The sequence below is a fragment of the Streptomyces sp. NPDC057099 genome, from assembly GCF_042671245.1.
In the GTDB taxonomy this organism is placed as follows: Bacteria; Actinomycetota; Actinomycetes; order Streptomycetales; family Streptomycetaceae; genus Streptomyces; species Streptomyces purpurascens.
The window spans coordinates 1-15,890 of record NZ_JBHUTX010000088.1 but is presented as its reverse complement, the minus strand read 5'-3'; the positions used below and the strand labels follow the sequence as shown (position 1 = coordinate 15,890).

The window sequence follows — 15,890 nt, the reverse complement described above, 5'->3', positions numbered from 1 at the left end:
GCGGGATATGCAGCGCGCAGCGCTGCATAGAGAAACGGCTCCGCTGACGCTCCGCCAGGTTCACGCGCAAGCGCGTGAACCGAATTCCGCAAGCGGAATTCTGAGTGCGTGTCAATTCGCGCAAGCGCGAATTGACGGAATCCCGCAAGCGGGATCCCTGGGGGCTGGCAGTAAGGGGTGGGTGAATTACGCGCGGGACTGTGTAGGGCTTGGGGTTCCCAGTTCTCACCCCTGCAATGGATGTAACGGACCGTCGACTTGACGGAGGGTCAGCCTCACGGTAGCGACGGGTTCCGCTGCGCTCCACCCTGACTCCCTCCCCCATCGTCTGACTATCCCCACATGTTCACCAATGGCCTGTCGGCATACAGGGAAACCTGGCCGTTCGTGGGTGAGATTGAGCCAGGTTCCACCCTCGGGTGCGAAGTGGTGTGCGAGTGATGCATCACGAGTTGTCACTGTGTAGAGTCTGGGATCAGATGCTACACCCTACCGCCGCGCACCTTTACGCCTGGATTCCATTTGTTATTACGCGCTGCATTCCACGAAAAGGAGAACACAGGGCATGGCCGTGAAGCTGCGTGATCACCAGATCGAGGCCGTCGCCGCCATTATGCGGGGTCTTGATGTTCCGCCGGATGGAATTCCCTGGAATGGTCTTCGTGGGCAGGTGCACGCCGCGTGTGGCACGGGGAAGACCATCATGGCTGCCGCGTCGGCGAGGCGGCTTGTGCCCAGGGGGCGTGTGCTCGTGCTGGTGCCGACGCTGGATCTGCTGGCGCAGACGGTGAGGGCGTGGCACAAGTTCGGGCACAAGGGGCCGGCGGTGGCGGTGTGTTCGCTCCAGGACGATCCGGAGCTGTGGTCGTTGAAGGTGCGCTCCACGACGAACCCGATTCAGTTGGCGCTGTGGCACGGGCGGGGGCCGGTGACCATCTACGCCACCTACGCGTCTCTGGGTGTTCTGGCGGAGGCTTTCGAGGGTGTCTACGGTCAGAAGCTTGATCGAGTAGACCTCGCGGTGGTTGATGAGGCCCACAGGACAAGTGGCTCGATGGGTAAGGCCTGGGCGGCCATCCATGACCAGAGCGTCATCCCGGCAGCACGCCGGCTGTACCTGACGGCCACACCGAGGATCTGGGAAGAGCGGCTCAACCGGGAGATCGCCGAAGGAGTCCGTGACCCGCTGCCGCGAGAGATGGCAGCTTCCATGGACGACGAGACCGTCTTCGGGCCCGTCCTCTACAAGCTCTCGCTCGCATCAGCTGTCTCCCGAGGTTTGCTGGCGCGCTACCAGATCATCGTCCTGGAGCTCCAGGACCCGGTCGTCACTCCGGAGCGGCTGATGGGTGAGGAGCGGCGCAGCGAAGAGGTGCGGGGGCAGCGTCTTGGGGCCTTGCAGGCCGGGCTGTTGCACACAATGGCGGAGCACGACCTGTCGACGTGCATCACTTTCCACCACCGGACCATCGAGGCGCAGGCGTACGCGGAGGGTCTGGAGCGGGTGGCTGCGAAGCTGCACGCGGATCAGCCCGAGACGTATCCCAAGCGCATCTGGGCCAACTGGCTGTGCGGCGAGCACGTGCCCGAGCACCGGCACGAGGTTCTCGGCTCGTTCGGGACGACCTCGCAGCGGGCCATCCTCTCGAACTGCCGTGTCCTGGGCGAGGGTGTCGATATTCGAAGCGTGGACTCAGTGGCCCTGTTGGACCCCAAGGGAGCGCCGCACGACATCGTCCAGGCCATCGGCCGGGCACTCCGCCAGAAGCCCGGACAGGGCAAGCTCGCTTCCCTGATCGTGCCCGTCTTCCTCCAGCCCGGAGAGCAGCCCGAGGACATGTTCACCTCCGGGTCCTACCGGCCCCTGGTGAAAGTCCTGGAAGGGCTGCGGGCTCACGATGAAGAGGCCGTGGAATTGCTGGCGATCCCGCAGGAGCCGCAGAAGGACGTCGCCCAACCGTCCGTGAACATCGGTGTCGCGCCAGAAGACGGCGAAGTAGAATCCCGCCTGTTGCTCCGTTTCGCCGCCCCCAGGGATCCCGTGCTGGTCGCCGACTGGGTCTCCTTCAACGTGATCGACACCGAACGCCAGGACTGGGCCCGCGGCTGGGCGAAGCTGAAGACGTACGTTGAGCGGGTCGGGAACGCCAGAGTGCCCTACGGACACCTCGAAGGCGCGACACCACTTGGACAATGGATCGCAGAACAACGACGCGCCTACGCAGCCGGCCAGGTGACCGGCCAGCGCGCCCGACGGCTCGAACAGCTCGGCATGGTCTGGTCCCTGGCAGATGAACGGTTCCAGGAAAATCTCGAAGCCGCCAAGGCCTACTACGAGCAGCACTGGACCCTCTGCGCGCCGAGGTCGGCGAAGATGCTGGACCGGCCGGTGGGGCAGTGGCTTTCGAATTTGCGACGGCCCGGTGCGCTGGACGGACACCCCGGCTGGAGGACGGCGTTGGAAGCCGTCGACGAGGACTGGAACCCGGCCTGGCCGGCGGGCTGGCAGCGCCACTACGCCGCCCTGCGCGAGCTCGTGCGTGACGAGGAGGGCCCCGTCGACGTCCTGCCCGGCGTCACCGTCCACGGCCAAGACGTCGGACGGTGGCTCCAGCGTAACCGTGAGCACACCACCTGGCAGGAGCTGATGGACGGGCAGCGCCTGCTCCTGGAGGAACTCGGCATCACACCGCTGCCACCCGAGCAGCAAGAGCCCGCCAAGACCTCCTTGGGGGCTTTCGAACGGGGAGTTGCCGCCCTCGCGCAGTACAAAGCCCGGGAAGGGCACCTGACGGTGTCCAGGGGGCACGTAGAGCAGCTCGAAGACGGAACCGAGGTCAAGCTCGGTGTGTTCCTGAGCAACAGCAAGAGCAGGCGTGCGAAGCTCACCGCCGACAAACTCGCCGTGCTCGCCGACCTCGGACTCGACTGGGCGGCGGCGTAGCCAGGCTTCTGTCGTTCGTCGTGGTGCTGATGGTCGCCGTGTCACGGCTGATTCTCAGAGCTAGCCCCCGGCGGGCGCGGGGACGACTGCATCGTTCGGCGGCGGTCTTGTTGTAGACGGAGCTACCCCCGCACCCGTGGGGGTAGCTCGCACGCCCCAAGGCCCGCGTCGCTTCGGTGATCCGACGGGGTCCCGCCGGCGGATGCGCAGCGGGCGGGCGATGCCGTCGGCGGCCCGTCGGTTCGGCCGCGTTCTCCCCGTGGCCGAATGTCGTTGCCGCCGCGCTCGTGCTGACCCTTCAGTCGAGATCCGGGTAGTCGGTGTCGTTGGCTTCGGCATCCGACGGCCCCATGGCGCGGACTGGGCGCGCGTGTTCGCATGCGCCAGCTGCGCACTCTGCTGCGTGATCGCCTTTGCGGAGCGAGGGGTACCCCCGCTGGTACCGCGTCCACGCGCTGCGCGAGGTGCTGTCATCGCTTGAGGGACTGACCGCCCTTGCGAGGAGATGGGTGGATGGGGCCTTTCCCGTCCTCGCGGGTGGCAGTCGGTGTCGTAGTCGAGGGCTCGTGCGGTGGGCTGCCTCTCTCGGTGGTGCTGCGTCACGTCGGAATTCCGGACGGGCCATTCGCAGCGGTGCGGTGAGTGGGATTCACCGGTAGTTGAGTTCGGCAAGCTCGGTGGCGAGCTTTTTGGGCATGTCCGTGTGGCCGAGCAGTGGAAGGGCTATGTTGCGGGCAGCGCGGGCTATCTCGTTGCGTGTGGTGGCCACGCGGGTCGTCCGGTCGGTGAAGGCGACCACGCGCTGGGCGACGGGGCGGCGTTGTGCCTCGTAGCCGTCGAGCTGTCCGGTGGCGAACGCCCGGTCGAGGGCGTAGCCGTCCTGGATGCCGGTGTTCATTCCTGGCCGCCGGCGGGGCTGTGCACATGCGCGGCGGCGCCGGCCAGCAGCAGGCGGCCGGCCCGGTAGTGGTCGGCGACCCGGTGGTGCACCCGGAACCGGGAGGGCCAGGCGCGACCGGTGACCTTGGCCTGGCCGGGAGCGCGTTCGTCCAGCAGTTGCTGGGTGAAGGCGAGTTCGGGGTTTGCCGGAGTGTCGTCCACGGTGGCGACCACCCGGTAGTGGCCGCCGGGCAGCGGGGCGACGACGGTGAGTCCTGTGGTGCCGAAGGTGAGCGAGACCTCGCTGGGGCCCGGGGGCCCAGTCCATCGCGACGTCGGCGAGTACGAAGGATTCGGCGTAGGTGCTGCCGGTGAAGGCGATGCCCGCGGCTTCGCGCACGGTGCTGTGCATGCCGTCGGCGGCGACGGCTTATGCGGCGCTGAGCGTCTCGCTGGTGGTCATGGTGAGCCTCACGCCGTTCTCGTTCTGGACGGCCGATGTGACCTCGTAGGGGCGGTGCATGTCACCGCCGAGCGCCCGGAGCCGGTCCAGGGGCACGCTCTCGGTCTCGTACTGAGGGGCCATCAGCGTGTGCGGGTGGGCCGTGGCCAGCTGGTCGAACGGGACGGTCAGCAGTCGGCGGGCGCCGTCGCGCACGGCGAACCGGGTGACCTGGATGCCACGCGCGATCCGTTCCTCGGATGCACGGCGGCGCTGAACCCCGCGGATCCCGGCTCCAGCTTTCTCTGTCCAGAAGCCACAGGGGCGCGGTGAGGTTCGCCCGGTGCGGGTCTTCGTGGGCGGTGGTCCAGCAGGTCACCGTCGTGGCCGGGGTGCCGACGAAGGCGACGGCGCTGTACACGCCCAGGAGCGCGGGCCGGTTACCACCGAGTCGCCGAAGGCGTGCTGGGCATCAGGAGCGCGGACCCGCAGCTTCCCGACGCCTTGTCCGCCGGGGCGGTCACCGGCCGCAGCCAAGCCGGGGGCCAGGGTGCGCCCGGCCCCTGCCCCAGAGCTCCCTGGTCGGCTACCGCTGGCTGGGTCGTACTGTGTGGGTGCGCTACTTGGCGGAGCCCTTCATCGTCGGGGCCTTGGGGCGGGGTCGTTCGGTTGTGCAGTTCCTCGGGCCGATCGGCTCATGTGAGCGGCCCGGTGTCAGGTTTGTCGAGATCCGGGCAGTGAGGACGCCTTACGAGGTGTACGTCCATGCCGTTGAAGATGTCGGCCAGGAGGGCTTCGTGGACCTGGATGCGTTCTCGGCCGTCGACCAGGACGCCGGGGAAGAAGAGTTCGGCCTCCTTCTCGGCGCGGCTGAGGATCCGCTGGGTGCTCTGAGTCTTGCGGAGGCGTGCACGGGAGCGGTTCGGGGACGTTGGGTGAACCAGGGCGTCTTTCAGGACGAGTGCCACGACTTCGTCCGGTCGGGCCGCCCATCCGGGATGTCGCCCGATGGTCATCCCTGGCCCGGTCCGCGCGCCGGCAGGTGAAGCCCCTGGTCGCCTTGTTCAGCCGTCCCGCTCACGACAGAGTCGGTACCGAGCCCCGCAGAGCGGGCTGACAGGCAACTCGCAGGTCAGCAGACTGGGTGCGTGCGATGTGAGGAAGTGGCGCGGAGGGGGAGTGAGTGTGGGCAACTGGGTCGTGATCGCGGAGTACTACAGCGACACGTACAGGACGGAGTTCATCTGTCGGGGGCAGGAAACGAAGGACCGGGCGCTGAAGGCGCTCCGTGCCGTACTCCATACGTATGTGCCGAGCAAGTATGTCGTCGAGAAGCGGCGCCAGGTGTATCGCTTCGCCGATCAGGAGTCGTATCTGGTGGTGATCAAAGGCAGGCTGACGGAGTGGGAGTGCACCCTGCGCGTCGCGGAGCTGGTCTCGGACTCGACCGAGTCGGCCGTGGCCGAGGGGGCACAGAGGGAGGACGACGCTGCAGAGCCGGCTGACGGGCCGCAGGACCGGATCCCGCCCGGTTGCTGAGGGGCGGAGCGAACTCCGCTCGGGTTCCTCGCCCTGCGGAAACCGCGGCCGTGTGTTCGGCCGGGTCAACTGCGGCGATCGAGGAGCAGATCACCGGCAGCGACGCCGGGCTGCGCTGTCCGGCCCCGGTCACGGCACGCCCCGGTCGCACGCGCGACGGGTCCTGCGGTGGGAGCGCAGTTCCTGAGCCCGCTCCCGGAGCTCCGCCCGCCAAGCCACGTTGACTGGCAGCACCGGTGGCAGCAGCACACCGCCAGCAAGTTCTGATGGCCGCCGCCGTCCCCAGCGGCGCACCCCCGGGTGTGCCTGTCTGCTGGCAGCCGTGCCTCGCTGAGCCTCAGTGCAGTTGTTCGGCCAGTCCGACGATGATGCCGTCCGGGCCGCGGAGGTAGCAGAGCAGATAGCTGTCCTCGAACCGGGCGATCTCGCCGACGAGTTCGGCGCCGTGAGGGCGCAGGCGGGCGACGGTGTCCTCGATGTCGTCGACGGCGAACATGACCCGGTGCGTGCCCACGATGTTGTGGGGCCGGTTGCGCGGCCCGGCGCTGATCACCGCGGGGCTGCGGTATTTCGCCAGCTCGAGCCGGCTGTGCCCGTCCGGGGTCCGGACCATCGCGATGTCACAGCGGACGCCGTCGAGTCCGGTGCACTGGTCGGCGACCAGGCCCTCGACCTCCGCCCTGCCCTCCAGCTCCATACCGAGTTCCACGAAGAACGCGATGGCGGCATCCATGTCCTCGACGACGATGCCGACGTTGTCCATCCGCTGAATCGCCATGCCGGTTTCTCCTTCTTCCTCGTGCGGCCGGTGGTGGCCGCTGATGTCCCCGGGACGGAGCCGGGGGCATGTTCTCGACATCCTCGGGCCGGCGGACTCCGGAGAATTCTGGAGCTCGAGCAGATCATCGAGGCCAAGGGTGCGCGCCGTGAGCCGCTGAAGATGGAGGAGCCGGAGGAGAGGCCGGGCCCGCTGGTGGATTCGATGGCCGCTGTGAACGAGTCCGAGGCCAGGACGGTGGCGGCGCAGGCCATGAGGAAGGGCGCGGCCAGGAAGACGTCCGGGCGCCGGCCGTGCAGGCTTCAGTAGCTGTCGTAGCTGGGCTTGCCGTTGGGCCGGTAGATGCCGACGACGGTGCCGCCCTTCGTCGTCGAGACGCTGACCGGCTCCAGCGCGGTGGGGATCGCTCCGTCGGCGAACAGCCGTTTGCCGGTGCCGATGATCACCGGATGGATGGTCAGCCGGTACTCGTCGACGAGGCCGTGCCGCATGAGGGTCTGGGCGAGGTCGCCGCTGCCGACGACGTTGATGCTGCCGCCGTCGGACGCCTTCAGCTTGCGTACGGCATCGACAATGTCGTCGCCCTCCAGCAGCGTGGAGTTCTGCCACCGGACGGACGTCAGGGTCCGAGAGGCCACGTACTTGTGCATGGTGTTCATCCGATGGGTGAACGGGTTGCCGGGATCGGCGGTCGGCCAGTACGCGGCGAAGATCTCGTACGTCTTGCGGCCGAGCAGCATCGCGTCGCAGTGCTCGTACCAACCGGCGATGGCCGTGCCGAGCTCGTCGTCGGCCACCGGTTTCTGCCAGCCGCCGTGCTCGAAGCCGCTCTCAGCGTCCTCGTCCGGACCTCCGGGCGCCTGCATGACGCCGTCCAGCGTCAGGAATGTGCAAACGGTGATTTCGCGCATGGTGCGCTCCCTTCGTCGAGGGGTGGACCGCGCAACCGCCTGAAACTCATCGGCGGAGCCTTCTGAGGCGCAGCACTCGGGATGTTTCATCGGACCTCAGCGGTCCTCAGCGGTCCTCAGCATCAAGTCGCGTCAGCCGGGGGTGTGGGCCGGATCATCGTCCGCACGGCCGCCGGCTCCGAGGGCGCGGCGCGAGCGGAGGGCCGTGGCCGGGTGGACTCCGAGCACGCCACGGGTGCGCAGCTCGTCGAGGTCGGGGTGACGGACACCGGGGAGGGAGCTGAGAAGGCCGGCGTGGGCGGCGCGGACGCCGTGCTTGTCCTGCGGGCCGGAGCCAAGGGTGCGGCGGGCTGTCACACGGTCATCGTATGGGCGCGGGCATGCGCGCCGGCCGCCTTGGGCGAGCGTGTTGCCCCCCTGCTGCAGCCGGTACGCCTGGCTGAGCGTTTGTCTGTTGAGGGTGTCGTGTCGCTGCCGTGCTCGTCGGACCGGCGGCACCGGCAATGCGTGGCCGCCAGGGCCGCGAAGACCTCGATCAGCCGCTCACCCGTCGCTGGGTCGATGCCCCGCCCGCAGGTTCTCGTGCCGACGAATCTGCCGCCATGGCTCCTGGTTCGCCAGCGGCAGCGCAGCACGGCTCAGGCGCGTGCGGCGACGCCACAGCATGTCGTGGTCCGAGGCCGCGGTCGCTCCTGTATGTGCGGCGGGTGCAAGGCCTAAGGTCTTTGGGCCGCCGGGATCGTCCTTGTCCGGTTGATCGGCCGGTGACCGGCGGCCGCGGCAGGCGCGGGGTTCCCGGAGGCTGTGGGTCGGCCCGTCTGCGGCTGCTCGGCCTCGCCCGCGCGGCCTCGCCCGCGCGGTGTCAGGCCGGGCCGGGGGCGGCGGGCTGGGGGCGGCGGGCTGGGGGCGGGGGGCAGCGGGCGGGGGGCTGGGGGCGGCGGGCAGTCCGGAGACTCGGGCTGCTCCGCGCGGGCCCAGACGCGGGCGCGTGGTCTCCGACTCCCCGTCTCGAACTGGGGCAGCGCATTGGGGGGCGCGGCCGGGTTCACGGTGCCAGGCGATGAATGCGCGGGCGGCGGGCCGGCCGGCGTGGCGGGCCGGGCACGGCTTTCTCCACCCACCGGTCCCCCACGGGTCCGTTCCACTGCATGGCGCTGAACACGGCGACGGCGCGGGCGTGGCCGCTCAGCTGCAGGGCGATCGGCGCGTGGCCGCGCGGAGGCGAGGGCCCGGGTGGTCCAGGCGGGCACAGCGGTGACGAGCGCTTCGTGCGGGGCGCGGTCCAGAAGCGGTTCGGCCACGGTCAGGCTCTGGGCATGCGCCCGTACCGGGTCTGGGGCAGCCCGTACGCGGCGTGCCAGGAGGGCGTCAGGGATCGGCCGTGGAATCTGCGGCCGGGGCGGTCGATGTGTCGTCGACCGTCTGGCTTACCGCGTCGCGGGACGGTGAGGTCGACGCGTTCCTCCAGCCCGTTCCCGGTGTCATTGGCTCGGTAGGCCGATCCCGCAGCGTCCAGAATCGGGGCCAGGCCTCCCTCAGAGTCTCCTGCGAGCTCCGGATGCCCGTCCTCGTCATCGAAATCGTCGACGAATCTCATGCGAAAGGCGGTCCGGGCAGCAGAACGTCCCGACCGGCGAGGTAGCGATAGGGCGTCGGATGGATTTCAGGGCGGCGGTCGGTCGTTCTTGCTCAGTGTGTTGCCCTCGGCGAACTCGGCGCCGCCGTCGGGCTCGTCGGTGTCTTCCGCTTCCTCACCTACGCACCCGGCCTCAACCCGGCCGAGGGCGGGTGAGGCGGACCCGTCTCAACCGGATGCAGTACTGGCCCGGCCTGCTCGACACTGGCCCGGCCTGCTCGACGGGCTTGTCACGAAGACCCCGACTGCTCACGAGCCGCCATGGCGTCACCCCGGCCGAAACCTCGCCGGCCGCTCGAGAGCACGGCTGTCACCAGCCGCCCCACAGCGCGGCAACCGCATGACCGACCAGGACGATGCCCACCACCGCCACCAAGCCCGGGATCTCGAGGATGACGACCATGATGAGCGTGTCCAGCAGGCTGACACCCGCCCTTGCGTCGCCGGGCCGCGCGGGGTCGTAGGTGACCTCGATCGGGTCCGTGCCACTGCCGGCTGTCTGGTACGTGTAGCTCTGGCCGGTGGCCGTCGTGTACGTGTAGCTCTGGCCGGTGGCCGTCGTGTACGTGTACACCCGCCACTTGTTGGTGTGGTGCGAGAACCGGGCCACGACGGTGATGCCGCGCCGTGTCAGCCGCCAGTCCTCCACGTTCGCCCGGACCCCGGCGCAGATCATGAAAACACCCGGCGTACAGCGCGGCCGAACCGCCGAGCAGTGCGGCCACCTGTCCCCCGCCCCCGGCCACGCCCACGGCCGCCACCAGCCCGGCACAGAGCAGGGAGCCCACCGCGGCGAGCGCTCTGCGCCCGGAGGAGAACCACCCTCTGTTCCGGCCGGGCCGCGCGCGCGTCCACCAGCGAGAGACCGTCCACGGGTTCGGCGTCACCGCCTGGCGTCGGCAGCAGCCGACCGACCGTCTGCCCGAAGGCGGCAGCGCCTGCCTCGGAGACCCCCTCCAGGCGGTGGACCACCGGCTCGGCTCCACCCAGCAGTTCGATCTCGACGGCGCGTCCCTCCGCCCGTACCTCCGCCATCGCTTCCACCGGTATGCGCAGCTCCTCGGCGGACCTGCGCAGCACCACGACCTGAGCCTCCAGGCGGAGCACCGTACGCCTCTTTCCTCACAGAATCAGCGCGGCAGCCGTCGTCGCCATCCCCGTGACTCCCCCCTCGACAGGCCCGTCCCCGAAGGGCGGCACATCCTAATCGGGCCGGCCGGCGTCGACCGGACAGCCCGCCGCCGCGGCAGTGGGGCCACCGCTGACGCACTGCGGCGGGTGTGAGAGGGACACCCCGCCCACGCCCCGATGGGACCTTGACGCAACGCACCCGGACGAAGGCAAGGCGAGGCTGTTGACCGCGCCTTCGCGCCGGCCGGCGGCGAGCTCGCGGCACATGGCCACCGCCTGAGAGTGGGCGTTTGACCGCTTCCTGGGTCAGGGCCCCGACCAGCCCCACCCTCAGCGCTTGGCCGAAACGACAACAGGCGCTCGCGGGGGCCGGGCGTGACGCCGATGACGCAGCGTCGTGGGAGACCACGACTCCCTATGCCGGGCCCCCCGGGATGCCTCCCCCTCCCGGGGCCCGTGTGTCCGGGCCGGGGGCAGGGGACGGTGGTGGCCCGTCCGAGGGCTTCGGGGCCGACACCACGGCCACGGCCACGGCCGGGGATCGGACCGGCATCGTGAAATCATCGAAGGATGGCCGAACCGAGCAGCGACGACGGCCGCACCTTCCGGCGCGAGACCGAGCGGGTCGTCAACGAGATCGCCCAAGGACTCCGCGCGTTGGACACCGGTGCGGGCTGGTTCTCCGGCCTCGCCCCGACACGCCAAAAGGAGGTGCTGCAGGAAGTCGCCGGCTATGCGATGCAGGCGCATGTGACACGTGCGGACGGCCGTGCGGGGGTGGCGCGCTCCGGTGTGAGGCCCACGGCCAATCCCTCGGTGATGATCTGCATGGACCCGCCCCGCTACGGGTTCGCGGGCCTTCCCGCCGCCGAACACGTCAAGGCATTCCGGGTCCTCGTCTCCGTGTTCGCCGTTGCCGACGCCCGCCGCCGCGAGACCTACTGCAAAGGCGCCTGCGGACACGCCTGGCACAACCTGCCAGCGGCAACCGAGCAGCCGTAGCATCGGCCATTGCGGCTCTGGCTCGCTGGATACCGGGCAGCTCCTGGCGGTCAGTACCCGGCCAGCTGGTTCCGTTCAGTGCGCTGCCCGGACTCCGGGTCGGCCGCCGGGGGCGTTCGGCTCTGCGGGCCCGGGCCTCCTGCCAACCGGACACGACAGCCGGGACTGCAGGGCCACGACGAGCCGTGCGGGCGCCAGGGGACCGTCTGGCACTTGTCGACGACCTTCTGCTGCCAGGCCCCGGCGCGAGGGACTCAGTTCGTGTGCGGCCGGCCGTCGCGGACCCACGTCACCACGACCAGAGCTGCGGTGACGTACATCAGCACGCTGAACGTGGCTACCGATTCGACGTACTGCTCGTAGCCCTCTGCACGCAGCTGAAGCGCGAGGGAACCAAGCGCGGTCCCCAGCAACCCGGTAGCGGCGGCCATAGCGACGAACGGACCCTTCGTCATGGATGCTTCCTCCAAGGCACGAGACAACTGATCAGAAAACGAGCCTACATGCCACTGCGACGTCACAGCCGGAATCGGTTGCGGAGAGCCCGCCAAACATCAACCTCGGTGTTGCGACTGTCAGTTGCATCCGCACGACACGGTTTCCCGCCCCCGGGCCGTGCACGCATCAGCAGGCACGCAGACGTGCGGCCGCACGCCGACCGTGACCGAGACCGCGCCCGTCTTCCCCGAGATCCGCCATCCGGCCGCCTCGGCGAGCCGTGCGCGCCGCTGGACCGGACCCTCGAGGTCCGCCATCCGGCCGGAAGCGGCGAGGCCGCCGTCCCCCGACGCGCTCCTGTGCCACCGGCGACAACAGGGCGATGCTGCGGTCGTTCGCGGAAGCCGACCGGGCCACTACGGGCCCAGAGCGCCTCGCCGCCAGACTGACCGCGTGCGAGAGCCTCCACCGCCGCGTGCCCGTGGTCCCGGGGGCCGGCCGGCCTGTCCAGGAACCGGCGGCTCAGGAGTGGCGGCGGCGCTACCCTCTCGTCCCCCTTCCCCCGCGTCCTGTCCGGACTGGACGGCACCGGACCCGCCGGTGCCGGGAGCCGGATCAGCGCCCTTGGCGCGGGGGCGAGGCCGCCGACGCCGCCACCCCGCTTCCCCTACGACGTCGCCGTCCTCACGGCACCGCCGGCCCGGCCTGCACCACCACGGCCCCCGCGCACCCCTGCGGCGTCCCCTCCACGACCCCGGCCGGCGAGTCCGATGGACGGCGTCCAGGCATCAGCAGACTTGAGTCTCCAGCGGCTGGAAGGTCCAGGATCTCGCCCATGGACGACGAACACCCCGACCTGCTCACCATCGGCCGGCTCGCGCACCGCACCGGACTTGCGGTGCGTACCCTGCGCTTCTGGTCGGACGCGGGAGCGGTACCGCCCGCGGCCCGCACCGCGAGCGGCTACCGGCTCTACGACGCCGACTCCGTGGCCCGCGTCGAGCTGGTGCGCACCCTGCGGGAGCTGGGCCTCGGACTCGACGACGTGTGCCGCGTCCTGAGCGGCCGCACCACAGTCGCCGAGGTCGCCGACGCGCACGTGGCCGCGCTCGACGCGCAGATCCGCTCGCTCAAGGTGAGCCGGGCCGTCCTGTCCACCGTGGCGAAACGGGGTTCGACCGCTGAGGAGACAGCACTCATGAACCGGCTGGCGCGGCTCTCCGCCGCCGAACGCAACCAGATCATCGACAAGTTCAAGAAGGAGGTGTTCGGCAGTCTCGACGTCGAACCGCGCCTGCGCGGCCGCTTGCACAGCATCAGCATCGAACTGCCCGACGATCCCACACCTGAGCAGGTCGACGCCTGGATCGAACGGGCCGAACTCGTGCAGGACCCCGCCTTTCGCACCCGGCTGCGCACATGGATGGAACTCAACACGCCCGGACCGGGGCAGAGCCGTCCCCCCGGAGCATCCATCTGGTGGGCCAGGCAAACCGTGCAGACCGTCGCGGAGATCAGAAAACGCGGGGTCGCCCCCGAGGAACCGGCAGCGTCCGAAGTGCTGTCCGAACTGTTCGACAACACCGACCACGCCGCCGTGCTGCGCAGCCTGGAAGCCGGCATCAACGCCAGCGCGGAGCGCTACCGCACGCTCGTCGCCCACGCACGCGGGCAGGACACATCACCCGACGCGACCGAGGAACTGGAATGGCTGGCACAGGCCCTGCGCACCGCAGACCAGACCTGACCGGCCGCACTGTGCCTGCGCGCCACCATCGCAGGCATGGCGGAGGAATGCTGCCCGCGTGCGATGCGCGAAAACGCTGTCGGCCCCGCTCCTGCCCCCAGTGCCACCCGGAGCCGGGCCGGACCTCCGCAGCCGGGGGCGCCGCCGACATCGCCGTGGCAGGAGAACTGTTCGAATGGGCCTGGCAAGGAGTCAGGACAGCTGTCCGGCCAGTGGTACGCACGCTCAACTGACCCGTTTCCGCACTCAGGGCAGGAGCCGTGACTCCGTCGTTGTGCTCGTCCCAGAATCACCCTTCGCGGTGGGTCTCCGAGGTACGGCCACCCGCAAACTCCCGGGGGCGCTGTGTCACATCCCTTGATCGGTGACCGTGTGCAACTTGCCCTAGCGGGCGCCCGCGTCGTACTGGTCCCCTCGACTCAGCCGCACGCAGCCCCACGTACCTCCCAGGACGACCAGCGCTGCCAGGCCACCGACTGCACCTCGGTACGAACCGGGGTCCAGGTCCACCGTCGTGTCGTCGTCCTCCAATGGAGCGGCCGCCCCCTTCGGGTCGTACAGCACACGCAGTTCATCGCCCGCCTCAACCGAACCCGAATCGCAGCCGTCCGTCATCTCAGGTGAGATCTCCCGGCCGTCGCCGGTACGGAGCGTGCACTCGTCGGTCTTGCCGTTCTCGACCTCGGCCACGACGGCCTGGGTCCACCGGCCTCGACTCTCCAGGGCCCGTTCACCACCGGCCAATTCGGTGATGATCGACAGCCCGAATGCGGCCAAGACGGCAACGACGAGCGCCAAGACGGCCGGCAGCGGCGTCTTCTTGTGAGTGATGTGACGCAGCAAGAGGGCCGGCACCAGGACGAGCGCTGCGGGGATCAGCAGGGTGGAAGTGAACCAGGCAGGACCACGCAGCAGGGCCGGCAGCGGCACCACCGGCGAGAACCACATCAGTGCCACCGAAGCCACCGCGCACACGCTGGTGAACAGAAACCACAGCAGGCAACGAACAGGGCCCGTACGGGGCAGGGGAGGAACGTTCCTGGTCGGCTGGGACGCTCGGCCGACTCCTGACACGAGCCCCCGCATCCCCCTGTCCCCCGCCATGTACTCCTGGCCTTCTCCATCTACACCAGCCCGTTGACAGACGAGCCTACGGGGCGCGAAAGCAGGTCTGATCGACGAGGCCTCCGTCCGGGCCTGCACCAGAAAGCAGCCAGCCGACGTCGTCGTTCACGAAGTTGCCGGGCGTCTGGAGTAGTGATATCCCGCAAGGCTCGCATCTCGGTTGCACGGCGACCTGAGGTGGCTGAAACATCAACTCATCACACCTGAAACACAGTTGTCGCACATCCTTCTGGTTGGCAGACTCGCCTCGCCGACGGAGACACGCGGACAAGTGTGCGAACACGCACGCGGAAGCATCACGTCGGCGGACGGGGCTTACGTCATCTCACCAGGGGGAACATCCATGAACCTCAGCCTGCCCAGACGCGTCCTGGCCCGGGCCACCACCACCCTCGCGCTGGCGCTGGCCATGGCCACCGGCACCACCGGCCTGCTCTCCGGCGCCGAAGCGCACGCCCTGCCGGTCACCGAGGGCTCCTTCAGCTTCAGCGGCGACGAGGACGACTACATCAGCGGCGGCCAGTCCTACGCCTACGCGGCGGCGTCCCAGGATCGCATGAACGTCTCCGGCAACACCGACAACAGGGTGGTCACCGTCTCCGTCGACGGAGCGAACGGCGACTGGTGGACCCTGAACCTGGCGGCGCCGTCCGGCAAGGCCCTGACGCCCGGGACCTACACGGGAGCCACCCGCTACCCGTTCAACGACGCAACCGAGCCGGGCCTGTCGCTCAGCGGCAACGGCCGCGGCTGCAACCAGCTGACCGGTACCTTCACCATCTCCGCAGTGGAGTTCGGGCCCCAGGGCTACGTGAAGAAGCTCGACGCCACCTTCGTGCAGCACTGCGAGGGAGGCACCCCGGCCGCGCGCGGTGAGGTCCACATCGAGAACCCGGCCCCGCCGGCCGAACTCGGCCTGGGCCTCGACATCGCCCTGGCCGGCACCGCGAGCTCTCTCAACGGCAAGGCGACCTTCCACGGCACGGTGAGCTGCAACAAGCCGGTGCAGGTGACAGTGGCGGGCGACGTCACCCAGGTGAAGAAGCGGGACCTCATCCGCGGTTCCTACTCCACGTCGGTGTCCTGCACCCCGGGCGCCCCGGTCGCCTGGACCGGTACGGCCGTACCCACCGGCTCGGTCCCCTTCCAGAAGGGGGACGTCGAGGTCGAGGGCCGCGCGACGGCGACGGACCCGGACTACGACCAGCCGGTAACGGTCAGCGAGACGGTGGCGGTCCGCCTCACCCGGGTCTGACGCCCATGTCCTGACGCACAGCCACACCGACCCGGCCCGGGCCCCGGTCCTCTCGAGGAGCGG

General features: G+C 69.5%; 15 protein-coding genes. 5 read left to right on the top strand and 10 right to left on the bottom strand.

What is annotated here, in order from left to right; translation table 11 throughout:
• The first annotated feature begins 565 nt into the window (after positions 1-565).
• Positions 566-2,944 carry a Helicase associated domain protein gene (locus ACFT4A_RS41920; protein ID WP_382841816.1) on the top strand — a complete coding sequence of 793 codons (2,379 nt, stop codon included), beginning with the start codon at positions 566-568 and terminating at the stop codon, positions 2,942-2,944.
• 649 nt (positions 2,945-3,593) lie between these two features.
• On the opposite strand, the gene ACFT4A_RS41915 is transcribed toward ACFT4A_RS41920, so the two are convergent.
• From ACFT4A_RS41915 to ACFT4A_RS41900, 4 genes are all read right to left on the bottom strand, one after another.
• Positions 3,594-3,842 carry an FAD-dependent oxidoreductase gene (locus ACFT4A_RS41915; protein WP_382841813.1) on the bottom strand — a complete coding sequence of 83 codons (249 nt, stop codon included), beginning with the start codon at positions 3,840-3,842 and terminating at the stop codon, positions 3,594-3,596.
• Positions 3,839-4,045 (bottom strand): FAD-dependent monooxygenase, encoded by a 207-nt coding sequence (locus ACFT4A_RS41910; protein ID WP_382841810.1) that lies wholly within the window; start codon positions 4,043-4,045, stop codon positions 3,839-3,841. The genes ACFT4A_RS41915 and ACFT4A_RS41910 overlap by 4 nt, the downstream gene beginning before the upstream one ends.
• A 208-nt stretch (positions 4,046-4,253) precedes the next feature.
• Entirely contained in the window at positions 4,254-4,481 is a 228-nt protein-coding gene (locus ACFT4A_RS41905; protein ID WP_382841807.1) for a hypothetical protein, read from the bottom strand.
• 479 nt (positions 4,482-4,960) lie between these two features.
• A complete protein-coding gene (locus ACFT4A_RS41900; RefSeq protein ID WP_382841804.1) occupies positions 4,961-5,233 on the bottom strand; it encodes a hypothetical protein in 273 nt (90 codons plus the stop codon).
• 211 nt (positions 5,234-5,444) lie between these two features.
• Here ACFT4A_RS41900 and ACFT4A_RS41895 point away from each other — a divergent pair, with 211 nt between their 5' ends.
• Entirely contained in the window at positions 5,445-5,804 is a 360-nt protein-coding gene (locus tag ACFT4A_RS41895; RefSeq protein ID WP_382841802.1) for a hypothetical protein, read from the top strand.
• A 337-nt stretch (positions 5,805-6,141) separates the two neighbouring features.
• Here the strand turns inward: ACFT4A_RS41895 and ACFT4A_RS41890 are convergent, their stop codons facing one another.
• The 4 genes from ACFT4A_RS41890 to ACFT4A_RS41875 all read right to left on the bottom strand — a co-directional run bounded on the left by ACFT4A_RS41890 (position 6,142) and on the right by ACFT4A_RS41875 (position 9,805).
• Positions 6,142-6,582 carry a VOC family protein gene (locus ACFT4A_RS41890; RefSeq protein ID WP_382841799.1) on the bottom strand — a complete coding sequence of 147 codons (441 nt, stop codon included), beginning with the start codon at positions 6,580-6,582 and terminating at the stop codon, positions 6,142-6,144.
• Positions 6,583-6,884: 302 nt separating this feature from the next.
• The gene (locus tag ACFT4A_RS41885; protein WP_382841797.1) at positions 6,885-7,493 is read right to left on the bottom strand and encodes a dihydrofolate reductase family protein; all 609 of its coding nucleotides are present in this window, start codon (positions 7,491-7,493) and stop codon (positions 6,885-6,887) included.
• A gap of 132 nt (positions 7,494-7,625) precedes the next feature.
• Positions 7,626-7,850 carry a hypothetical protein gene (locus tag ACFT4A_RS41880; RefSeq protein WP_382841794.1) on the bottom strand — a complete coding sequence of 75 codons (225 nt, stop codon included), beginning with the start codon at positions 7,848-7,850 and terminating at the stop codon, positions 7,626-7,628.
• Positions 7,851-9,439: 1,589 nt separating this feature from the next.
• The gene (locus tag ACFT4A_RS41875) at positions 9,440-9,805 is read right to left on the bottom strand and encodes a DUF3592 domain-containing protein (RefSeq protein WP_382841791.1); all 366 of its coding nucleotides are present in this window, start codon (positions 9,803-9,805) and stop codon (positions 9,440-9,442) included.
• 1,025 nt (positions 9,806-10,830) lie between these two features.
• Between ACFT4A_RS41875 and ACFT4A_RS41870 the strand changes: the two genes are divergently transcribed.
• Complete coding sequence (locus tag ACFT4A_RS41870) at positions 10,831-11,262, top strand: DUF5958 family protein (RefSeq protein WP_382841789.1); 432 nt, start codon at positions 10,831-10,833, stop codon at positions 11,260-11,262.
• Positions 11,263-11,516: 254 nt separating this feature from the next.
• Here ACFT4A_RS41870 and ACFT4A_RS41865 read toward each other — a convergent pair whose 3' ends face one another.
• Positions 11,517-11,717, bottom strand: coding sequence for an SCO3870 family protein (locus ACFT4A_RS41865; RefSeq protein ID WP_382841787.1), 201 nt, complete (start codon positions 11,715-11,717; stop codon positions 11,517-11,519).
• Positions 11,718-12,535: 818 nt separating this feature from the next.
• On the opposite strand from ACFT4A_RS41865, the gene ACFT4A_RS41860 reads away from it, so the two are divergent.
• Positions 12,536-13,447 (top strand): MerR family transcriptional regulator, encoded by a 912-nt coding sequence (locus ACFT4A_RS41860; RefSeq protein ID WP_382841785.1) that lies wholly within the window; start codon positions 12,536-12,538, stop codon positions 13,445-13,447.
• 384 nt (positions 13,448-13,831) lie between these two features.
• Here the strand turns inward: ACFT4A_RS41860 and ACFT4A_RS41855 are convergent, their stop codons facing one another.
• Positions 13,832-14,413, bottom strand: coding sequence for a hypothetical protein (locus ACFT4A_RS41855; RefSeq protein ID WP_382841783.1), 582 nt, complete (start codon positions 14,411-14,413; stop codon positions 13,832-13,834).
• A 502-nt stretch (positions 14,414-14,915) separates the two neighbouring features.
• Here ACFT4A_RS41855 and ACFT4A_RS41850 point away from each other — a divergent pair.
• Positions 14,916-15,827: a hypothetical protein gene (locus tag ACFT4A_RS41850; protein ID WP_382841781.1), complete on the top strand. Its 912-nt coding sequence runs from the start codon at positions 14,916-14,918 to the stop codon at positions 15,825-15,827.
• Positions 15,828-15,890 lie beyond the last annotated feature (63 nt).

Excerpts from the sequence above, each read along its gene's own strand:
- ACFT4A_RS41920 (WP_382841816.1), top strand. The coding sequence starts at position 566 with ATGGCCGTGAAGCTGCGTGATCACCAGATCGAGGCCGTCGCCGCCATT.
- ACFT4A_RS41915 (WP_382841813.1), bottom strand. The coding sequence starts at position 3,842 with ATGAACACCGGCATCCAGGACGGCTACGCCCTCGACCGGGCGTTCGCC.
- ACFT4A_RS41890 (WP_382841799.1), bottom strand. The coding sequence starts at position 6,582 with ATGGCGATTCAGCGGATGGACAACGTCGGCATCGTCGTCGAGGACATG.
- ACFT4A_RS41885 (WP_382841797.1), bottom strand. The coding sequence starts at position 7,493 with ATGCGCGAAATCACCGTTTGCACATTCCTGACGCTGGACGGCGTCATG.
- ACFT4A_RS41875 (WP_382841791.1), bottom strand. The coding sequence starts at position 9,805 with ATGATCTGCGCCGGGGTCCGGGCGAACGTGGAGGACTGGCGGCTGACA.
- ACFT4A_RS41870 (WP_382841789.1), top strand. The coding sequence starts at position 10,831 with ATGGCCGAACCGAGCAGCGACGACGGCCGCACCTTCCGGCGCGAGACC.
- ACFT4A_RS41865 (WP_382841787.1), bottom strand. The coding sequence starts at position 11,717 with ATGACGAAGGGTCCGTTCGTCGCTATGGCCGCCGCTACCGGGTTGCTG.
- ACFT4A_RS41860 (WP_382841785.1), top strand. The coding sequence starts at position 12,536 with ATGGACGACGAACACCCCGACCTGCTCACCATCGGCCGGCTCGCGCAC.
- ACFT4A_RS41850 (WP_382841781.1), top strand. The coding sequence starts at position 14,916 with ATGAACCTCAGCCTGCCCAGACGCGTCCTGGCCCGGGCCACCACCACC.